General features: G+C 39.5%; 8 protein-coding genes. 4 read left to right on the top strand and 4 right to left on the bottom strand.

Annotated features, from left to right (window positions below; all coding sequences use genetic code 11):
• The first annotated feature begins 178 nt into the window (after window positions 1-178).
• Window positions 179-481, top strand: a complete 303-nt coding sequence (gene rpsN / locus AC2JBO_RS02535; RefSeq protein WP_496952046.1) for a 30S ribosomal protein S14 — start codon at window positions 179-181, stop codon at window positions 479-481.
• Window positions 482-567: 86 nt separating this feature from the next.
• Here the strand turns inward: rpsN and AC2JBO_RS02530 are convergent, their stop codons facing one another.
• Window positions 568-900 carry a DUF8822 family protein gene (locus AC2JBO_RS02530; RefSeq protein ID WP_496952045.1) on the bottom strand — a complete coding sequence of 111 codons (333 nt, stop codon included), beginning with the start codon at window positions 898-900 and terminating at the stop codon, window positions 568-570.
• 168 nt (window positions 901-1,068) lie between these two features.
• On the opposite strand from AC2JBO_RS02530, the gene aat reads away from it, so the two are divergent.
• Both aat and AC2JBO_RS02520 read left to right on the top strand, forming a co-directional pair.
• Window positions 1,069-1,644 carry a leucyl/phenylalanyl-tRNA--protein transferase gene (aat, locus tag AC2JBO_RS02525; protein ID WP_496952044.1) on the top strand — a complete coding sequence of 192 codons (576 nt, stop codon included), beginning with the start codon at window positions 1,069-1,071 and terminating at the stop codon, window positions 1,642-1,644.
• A gap of 188 nt (window positions 1,645-1,832) precedes the next feature.
• Window positions 1,833-3,194, top strand: coding sequence for a pentapeptide repeat-containing protein (locus AC2JBO_RS02520; protein ID WP_496952043.1), 1,362 nt, complete (start codon window positions 1,833-1,835; stop codon window positions 3,192-3,194).
• Between the two features lie 32 nt (window positions 3,195-3,226).
• Here AC2JBO_RS02520 and AC2JBO_RS02515 read toward each other — a convergent pair whose 3' ends face one another.
• The 3 genes from AC2JBO_RS02515 to AC2JBO_RS02505 form a co-directional block, all read right to left on the bottom strand.
• Window positions 3,227-3,493: a hypothetical protein gene (locus tag AC2JBO_RS02515; RefSeq protein ID WP_496952042.1), complete on the bottom strand. Its 267-nt coding sequence runs from the start codon at window positions 3,491-3,493 to the stop codon at window positions 3,227-3,229.
• 261 nt (window positions 3,494-3,754) lie between these two features.
• Complete coding sequence (locus AC2JBO_RS02510) at window positions 3,755-4,210, bottom strand: pentapeptide repeat-containing protein (RefSeq protein ID WP_496952041.1); 456 nt, start codon at window positions 4,208-4,210, stop codon at window positions 3,755-3,757.
• A gap of 420 nt (window positions 4,211-4,630) precedes the next feature.
• On the bottom strand, window positions 4,631-5,515 hold the full coding sequence (locus AC2JBO_RS02505; RefSeq protein WP_496952040.1) for an alpha/beta fold hydrolase: 885 nt from the start codon (window positions 5,513-5,515) through the stop codon (window positions 4,631-4,633).
• 163 nt (window positions 5,516-5,678) lie between these two features.
• Between AC2JBO_RS02505 and AC2JBO_RS02500 the strand changes: the two genes are divergently transcribed.
• A complete protein-coding gene (locus AC2JBO_RS02500) occupies window positions 5,679-6,794 on the top strand; it encodes a glycoside hydrolase family 10-like protein (protein ID WP_496952039.1) in 1,116 nt (371 codons plus the stop codon).
• Window positions 6,795-6,932: the final 138 nt, after the last annotated feature.

Raw genomic sequence — 6,932 nt, 5'->3', positions numbered from 1 at the left:
AGCACTCATTACTCAGCACTTAGGAGTTATAACTTGATTTAACCACTCAGCACTCAGCACTCATTACTCAGCACTTAGGAGTTATAACTTGATTTAACCACTCAGCACTCAGCACTCAAAACTCAGCACTTTTGTATAGAATAGGGAGTGCTGTCAAAAATTTAATTTCCAGACTGTAATGGCAAAAAAGAGTATGATTGAGCGCGAGAAAAAACGCGCGAAAATGGTTGAGAAGTATGCTGCAAAGCGTGAAGCTTTACTCGACGAGTTCAGAATTACCGAAAATCCGCTGCAAAAGCTGGAAATTCACCGTAAAATTCAGCAATTACCCCGTAATAGCGCACCAACCCGTCAGCACAACCGCTGCTGGGTAACTGGTCGTCCTAGAGGCTATTACCGTGACTTTGGTCTATCCCGTAACGTATTACGCGAGTGGGCACACCAAGGTTTACTACCAGGTGTCGTCAAGTCTAGTTGGTAAAAGAGTAAAAAGTGCGCTCGTGCGCTCGTGCTAAGTTTTAACTTCGCTCTTCTACTCAGCACTCATAACTCAGCACGAGCGCACTCTTATTGTTCACAACACTTATTATCTATACCCAAACTTTCAAGGAGAATGTCACTAACTGCATTAGCAATAGCAAATTCTCCATAAAAGCTTTTAGAAAAATCAAACGCTTGCATCTCGGTTACAATTGCTATGACTAGCGAACCGAGGTCATTCTCTCCTTCCATACGCTGGCGTACAAAGATTTGCGCCGCGCGTTCCGCAATTTGCTCATTCACCGCTTCAGGGATAAACTGACTATCTAGCCAGGAATGTAAATTTTTTTGCAGCCATCTACCTTCTTGTACTGGGTCAGAAGCTGGTAATAATGTTATAGCTGGAATTGGTTCTGTCATAAAGTTTATAAAAAGTTAGTTGCTAATCCAAAACTTGCCAAAAACTTGCCAAAAACTTTTATTACAAAAATGTCAAGATATTTAATGATATAAAGTATACAAGCCCAAACCTTAAATACTTAGGATTTAAGAATTCTTAATAATTGTCAATCATTTTTTGCTACTTTTATGCAATATGACGTTGCTAGTATTGTTCAAGGTTACGCCCAAGGTTATTTTCTCATGGCTGATGATAATAATGAATTGGGATGGTATCAAAGCCGCGACCGTACTTTTATTCCCCTTGACGCGCGTTTTCATTATCCAAAATCGCTGCGTCGCGTATTGAATAAAAATATTTTCAGCGTAGAAATTAATCGTGACTTCCCAGCAGTGGTATCCGGTTGTGCAAACCGTGAAACAACTTGGATATCTGACGAGTTAAAAGATATATATTTAGAACTTAACAAGGCAGGTTGGGCACATAGTTTTGAAACGTGGCTAGGTGATGAACTTGCAGGTGGTATTTTGGGTATTGTCATCAACGGCGCCTTTATTGGTGAGTCAATGTTTTTCAATATCCCTGATGGCTCTAAAGTCGCAATGGTCAAGCTTGTAGAACACTTACAAGCACGCTCATTTGTTTTTTTCGATGCCCAAATGATGAACCCACACCTCGAAAGATTTGGCGCCTATCGAATTAAAGATAAAGATTACCAGCAATTACTGGAGAAAGCCTTACAAGCTACTTGCTCATTTCTTTGAACTTTTCCAGGTTTCCAAGATCGGCAAATCACTCCAAAAAAGGTCATATTGTATATATTATGAATAATTATTAAATAAAATTAATAAATTAAAACGTCTTTAAAAAAGGTTACACTGGCAAAAATGTGTTTATAAAGTGTTATCCTACAACCTATATTATAACTGTCCTAACTCTGCTGTAAATTTACATGGCTCAAGATTATCGCGCCAGCAAGCTCAGAGGTAAATCCTTTAGAGGCAAAGACCTTAGTGGCGCCGACTTTTCTTACTCGAATATCCGAGGTGTAGACTTTAGTAATGCTAATTTAGAAGGTGCAAACTTTAGTCACGCTAAAACAGGACTACAAAAACGCTGGGCGATTGTCTTAGTATTCAGTGCGTTACTACTTTCGGCATTATCTGGTTTACTTTCAGCAATAGGTGGCTCATTAGTCGGAATTTTACTACTCAATACCAACCGTGAAAATCTTTATGTTGGGATTGTCAGTTTAGCTGTATTACTTGTATTCTTTCTAATTACTCTTTTTCGAGGAGTTAGTGCTGCATTCGGATTTATGGCATTATCGGTAACGTGTGCTGGACTTGCAGCAGTTGGATGGGCTGGAATAGTCGCAGTTACTTGGGCAGGTGGAACTGCACATACTGGAGCGATGGAGTTAGCGCAAGTTGTAGCAGTCATAGTTACAGGTGCCGTCGCGATTGTTGCGACTATTCTCGCTACAGTTACAATTGCAGGCGCCGTTGCACTTGCTGGTACTATAGCTGGTTTAGTTGCTGTTACCGTTGCCCTAACCCTTGCAGCAGCACTTTCTGGAATAATGGCTGTACTAGCAGCAAGAGTAAACCCACTTACAGGAGGAGTCGCGATTGCAATTGCTGTAACTGTAATTCTAATATCAGCATATGTTGGGTGTCGTGCTTTATTTGAAGATGAAAAACAAAGCATGATTCGTGACTTAGCTTTATCTACAGTTACTCGCTACGGCACCAATTTTCAAGACTGTAACCTTACCGATGCTGATTTTACGCGCGCTTCAGTTAAAAACGCCAATTTTCTCAAAGCTAATTTAACACGTACCTGTTGGTTTGAAGTTAAACACCTTGACAATTCAGTTGTTGGTAAAAGCTATCTTGCGAACAAGAAAATGAGAAAGCTAGTTGTTACAAAAAACCTACACAATCAAAACTTCGACGGTTGGGACTTACAAGGTATAAACTTACGTGCAGCAAATCTCGTTGACGTTAGTATGGTTGCCGCAAAACTCAACAACACAGACCTACGAAATGCCAATATGACCAGAGGCAACTTAATGCGTACACAAGTAGATAATACCGACTTCCGCGCGGCAATTCTCACAGGCGCCTACATTGACAATTGGGGAATAACACCAGAAACTAAACTTGAAGGTGTGGAGTGTGAATACATATTTATGCGCGTACCCACCAAAGATAATCCTAACCCTCGGCGCCTGCCAGCCAACTGGGATGATAACTTCAAACCTGGAGAATTCGCCAGATTTTTCAGTCCCCTTTCCAGAACCCTCAATTAACTAGTTGTAGCACAGGCATCCTGCCTGTGCAGTCAAGTAACATACCACACCACTGTAAAAATATCTACGAATAAATCAAATATTTCTGGTTTTAATAAGTCTTCTATTTTAATATTTTTTTTGGCACCATAACTACCATAATCACCGCTAAACCCCATCCATAGCTCAAAATGGGAACCAATATCGCATGTTAATAAAAATGGTGGTTTTGATGGTAAGTGCGGAACGTATGCAGTCGCTTTTCCTAGATTTTTATAAGCGGTCTCCAGGTATGCTACCTTGCGGTGGTGGCGCCTCAATTCGTAACGCTCTACATCTAACTTATTGATGCTTTGTCGGAATTGATACTCAAAAACAAGTAATACATTTATGTTTTAGCACTCACATTCCATTTTTGGGAAATGCAGCTTTGTGCTTTCATAAGTAGTATTACTTAGTATCTAACAGTATTTTATTGCGTATACCGACTCGAAATTTCTCTCTGTCTCCCCTGTGTAGCTTTGGCAAAATTTATACCAATAATTTATTAATACACAGGCAGGGATGCCTGTGCTACAAGGTTAATCCCAATCAGGAACTACTGCGTCTTCACCACCAATACCAATACCAGTACCATAGATATCGGCATCACTGATATTCATATCGTTCATTGATGCTTGATACACGTTCGCGTTATGAATTGTTGCGCGTGAAAAATTGACCTTATCGAGGTCAGCTTGTTTAAAATTGACGTTTGTAACAAAAGCAGAGGTTAAATTGGCGCCTTCAAGGTTTGCCCCCGTTAAGTCAGCACCTTCAAGATTAGCTTTTGTTAAGTCGGCACCTTTAAGGTTTGCACCCCGTAAGTCAGCACCAATTAAATGGGCACCTACTAAGTTAACTCCAGATAAATTACATTTAATGCATTCACCAGTTCGCAATAGCTGCTGTAACTGCTGAGAATTTTGTGCGCTCACTGTACTAGCAAATAATAGGGGAGTCGCTAGAAAAAGAGCTGCAAATAATTTAATTTTCATAATTAAGTCCCCTTTGAACAGCAATAATTGCTTCCATTAATTTCCTCACGGGTTCATTATCGCACTATTTTCTTTTCAGGTCATTAGTTCAGTTTTCAAACTGTCCGTTTTTTTTTGACCATAGAATCTCAGATTTTCGTGATTTACTTACATAAAAACACCCTATCTACAAAGCTTTCAGCATTTTTGATTGATTTCAATAACATTCTTTTACAAAAATATTTAATATTCTTAACAATATCTATTGCTAGTCTTGATGACTATTACTTCCCCTCAGTCATCTTAGAGCAGTATTTATACTTAATAAATAAATAAATTTAAACATTATGAATCTCTTAATATATAATTAACCAAATGCTCATAAACTTATAAAGTTAAAACCCCAGATACATTTCTGGGGTTATAGTAGTATGGTTAAAACTAGGTATGATTAACACCTAGAAAATCCTTCATATATTGATTCACCAATTGTGGTTGTTCTTGTTGTATCCAGTGACTACAATTAGGAATATACTTAATTTGAAAGTCTCTGACATACGCTTCGGTTCCATAAGTTAGTTCTAACCCTAGCGCAGTATCGTTTTCACCCCAAATCATTAGCGTCGGTACTTCCAATACACGCTGACTCGGACTAAAAAACTGTGGTTGGAAAATATTCCGATAGTAATTAATCATCGCAGTTAGGGCGCCACGTTTAGAAGCAGCTTCTTTATAAGCTTCGATATCAGTCTGTGTAATAGCAGTTTTATCAACAGCCATACCTTTTAATGCAGTTTCAATAAACTGATAATCGTTAGACTGAACTAGTACTTCTGGCAAAAGAGGTATTTGGAAGAAAAATATATACCAACTACGCAGTAATTGTTGAGGAGTGCGTAACGCTTCGGCAAACTTTGCAGGGTGTGGAAGGTTGAGTACTATTAGCTTCTCTAACATTTCTGGATGTCTATATGCCAAATTCCATGCAATGGCGCCACCCCAGTCATGTCCAACTAGCACACATTTGTCGTATCCTAGTCCCTTAACTACCCCTTCGACATCTTTCGTCAGTTCATCAATAGTATAAGCAGATTGCTCCTTTGGTTTATCGCTTTCGTTATAACCGCGTAAGTCCAACGCAACAACCTTATAATCCACCGCAAACTCTGGTATAATGTACCGCCAAGAGTACCAAAACTCTGGAAAACCATGTAGCATCACCATCAAAGGACCCTCCCCCTGAGTCACATAGTGAAGTTTCACACCATTAGTAATAATATATTCGTGGCGCCAGTGATTCATTTCCCTATCCCTTCGATTTGTCATTAACTATTTTTTCTGCTTTCATAGTTGAAATCGTACTGCTGCAGGTTGATTTAAGTTTTGGATTTTTACCACATAACGTAGGGTGCGTGACACTACTAGCATTCTAAAACGAAGCGCAAATCTAGTGGTGTCACGCACCCTACTCTACAACGGAGAGACGAATATGGAGATACGTGGAGTCTGGATAACGACAACTGACAGCAATGTTCTCGACTCGCAGGATAATATTGTTGAGGCGATGGAATTTCTTGCTGAAACAGGATTTAATGTTGTTTTTCCTGTGGTGTGGAATAAAGCTGCAACTCAATACCCCAGTCAAGTCATGCAGGAAACCTTTGGTATTGAAATTAGTCCGCAGTGCGTTGGACGTGACCCATTAGCAGAAATTGTAGAAGCTGCACATTCTTGTGGCTTAAAAGTTATACCCTGGTTTGAATACGGGTTTGCGAGTTCATATAACCTCAACGGTGGAACCCTGCTAGCTAAAAAACCCGAATGGACAGCACGAGATATCCAAGGTAACTTATTGAAGAAAAACGGTTTTGAGTGGTTGAACGCTCTCGACCCTCATGTACAAGACTTCATATCCAACTTAGTTCTTGAAGTTGTAAAAAACTATAACATCGATGGCATCCAAGGAGACGACCGTTTACCAGCATTTCCATCTGAGGGGGGATACGACACAGTAACTCAACAACGTTACTATTCTGCATTTGGTAAAAACCCTCCATCAAACCCTAAAGATAAACAGTGGTTACAATGGCGCGCGGATATTCTAACTCAGTTTTGGGCAACACTACACCAGAAAATCAAAACCATCAACCCAAATCTAATAGTGGCAGTTTCTCCCAACATTCATGATTGGGCATACAAAGAATATTTACAAGATACTCCCGCTTTTGTACAGCAAAACACAGTAGATATAGTCAACCCACAAATATATAGACGTGACTTCAATAGCTACAAATCTATATTAGATACAACCACCTCCCAATTTCGAGGCGCCTTACCAAAAATTGCACCAGGCATCCTCATCAAACTAGGCTCCTATATAATCAGTCCAGACCTGTTAATCCAAAAAATAGAATACAACCGTGTACATGGCATCAACGGAGAAGTAATGTTTTTCTACGAAGGGTTACGTGCGGACAATAACCGACTAGCCAAAACCTTACAAAAACAAGTTTACAGAAAATCAGCCGCATTCCCAACAATTTCCTACCTAAACACCAACATCACCTGGTGGCAAAAAATACAAAAATTCCTCAAAAATGTTTAATGTATTTACACCATAGATTACACCATAGAATGGTGAGGGCTATACAAACAAAGCCTGCCGGGAGCAGGCTAAGAATGGTTATTATTCCGTGCTATTGATAAAAGTGGATGTAAGTACTCTCTTCTCTTTCTTTGTGTC

Source organism: Calothrix sp. CBUCES-K 9914 (assembly GCF_059640475.1).
The sequence above is the reverse complement of the archived record's forward strand: the minus strand, read 5'-3'. Positions and strand labels throughout refer to the sequence as shown.

What these genes read in the sequence shown, in the direction of transcription:
- aat (WP_496952044.1), top strand. Translation starts at nt 1,069, where the DNA reads ATGCAATATGACGTTGCTAGTATTGTTCAAGGTTACGCCCAAGGTTAT.
- AC2JBO_RS02520 (WP_496952043.1), top strand. Translation starts at nt 1,833, where the DNA reads ATGGCTCAAGATTATCGCGCCAGCAAGCTCAGAGGTAAATCCTTTAGA.
- rpsN (WP_496952046.1), top strand. Translation starts at nt 179, where the DNA reads ATGGCAAAAAAGAGTATGATTGAGCGCGAGAAAAAACGCGCGAAAATG.
- AC2JBO_RS02505 (WP_496952040.1), bottom strand. Translation starts at nt 5,515, where the DNA reads ATGACAAATCGAAGGGATAGGGAAATGAATCACTGGCGCCACGAATAT.
- AC2JBO_RS02500 (WP_496952039.1), top strand. Translation starts at nt 5,679, where the DNA reads ATGGAGATACGTGGAGTCTGGATAACGACAACTGACAGCAATGTTCTC.
- AC2JBO_RS02530 (WP_496952045.1), bottom strand. Translation starts at nt 900, where the DNA reads ATGACAGAACCAATTCCAGCTATAACATTATTACCAGCTTCTGACCCA.
- AC2JBO_RS02510 (WP_496952041.1), bottom strand. Translation starts at nt 4,210, where the DNA reads ATGAAAATTAAATTATTTGCAGCTCTTTTTCTAGCGACTCCCCTATTA.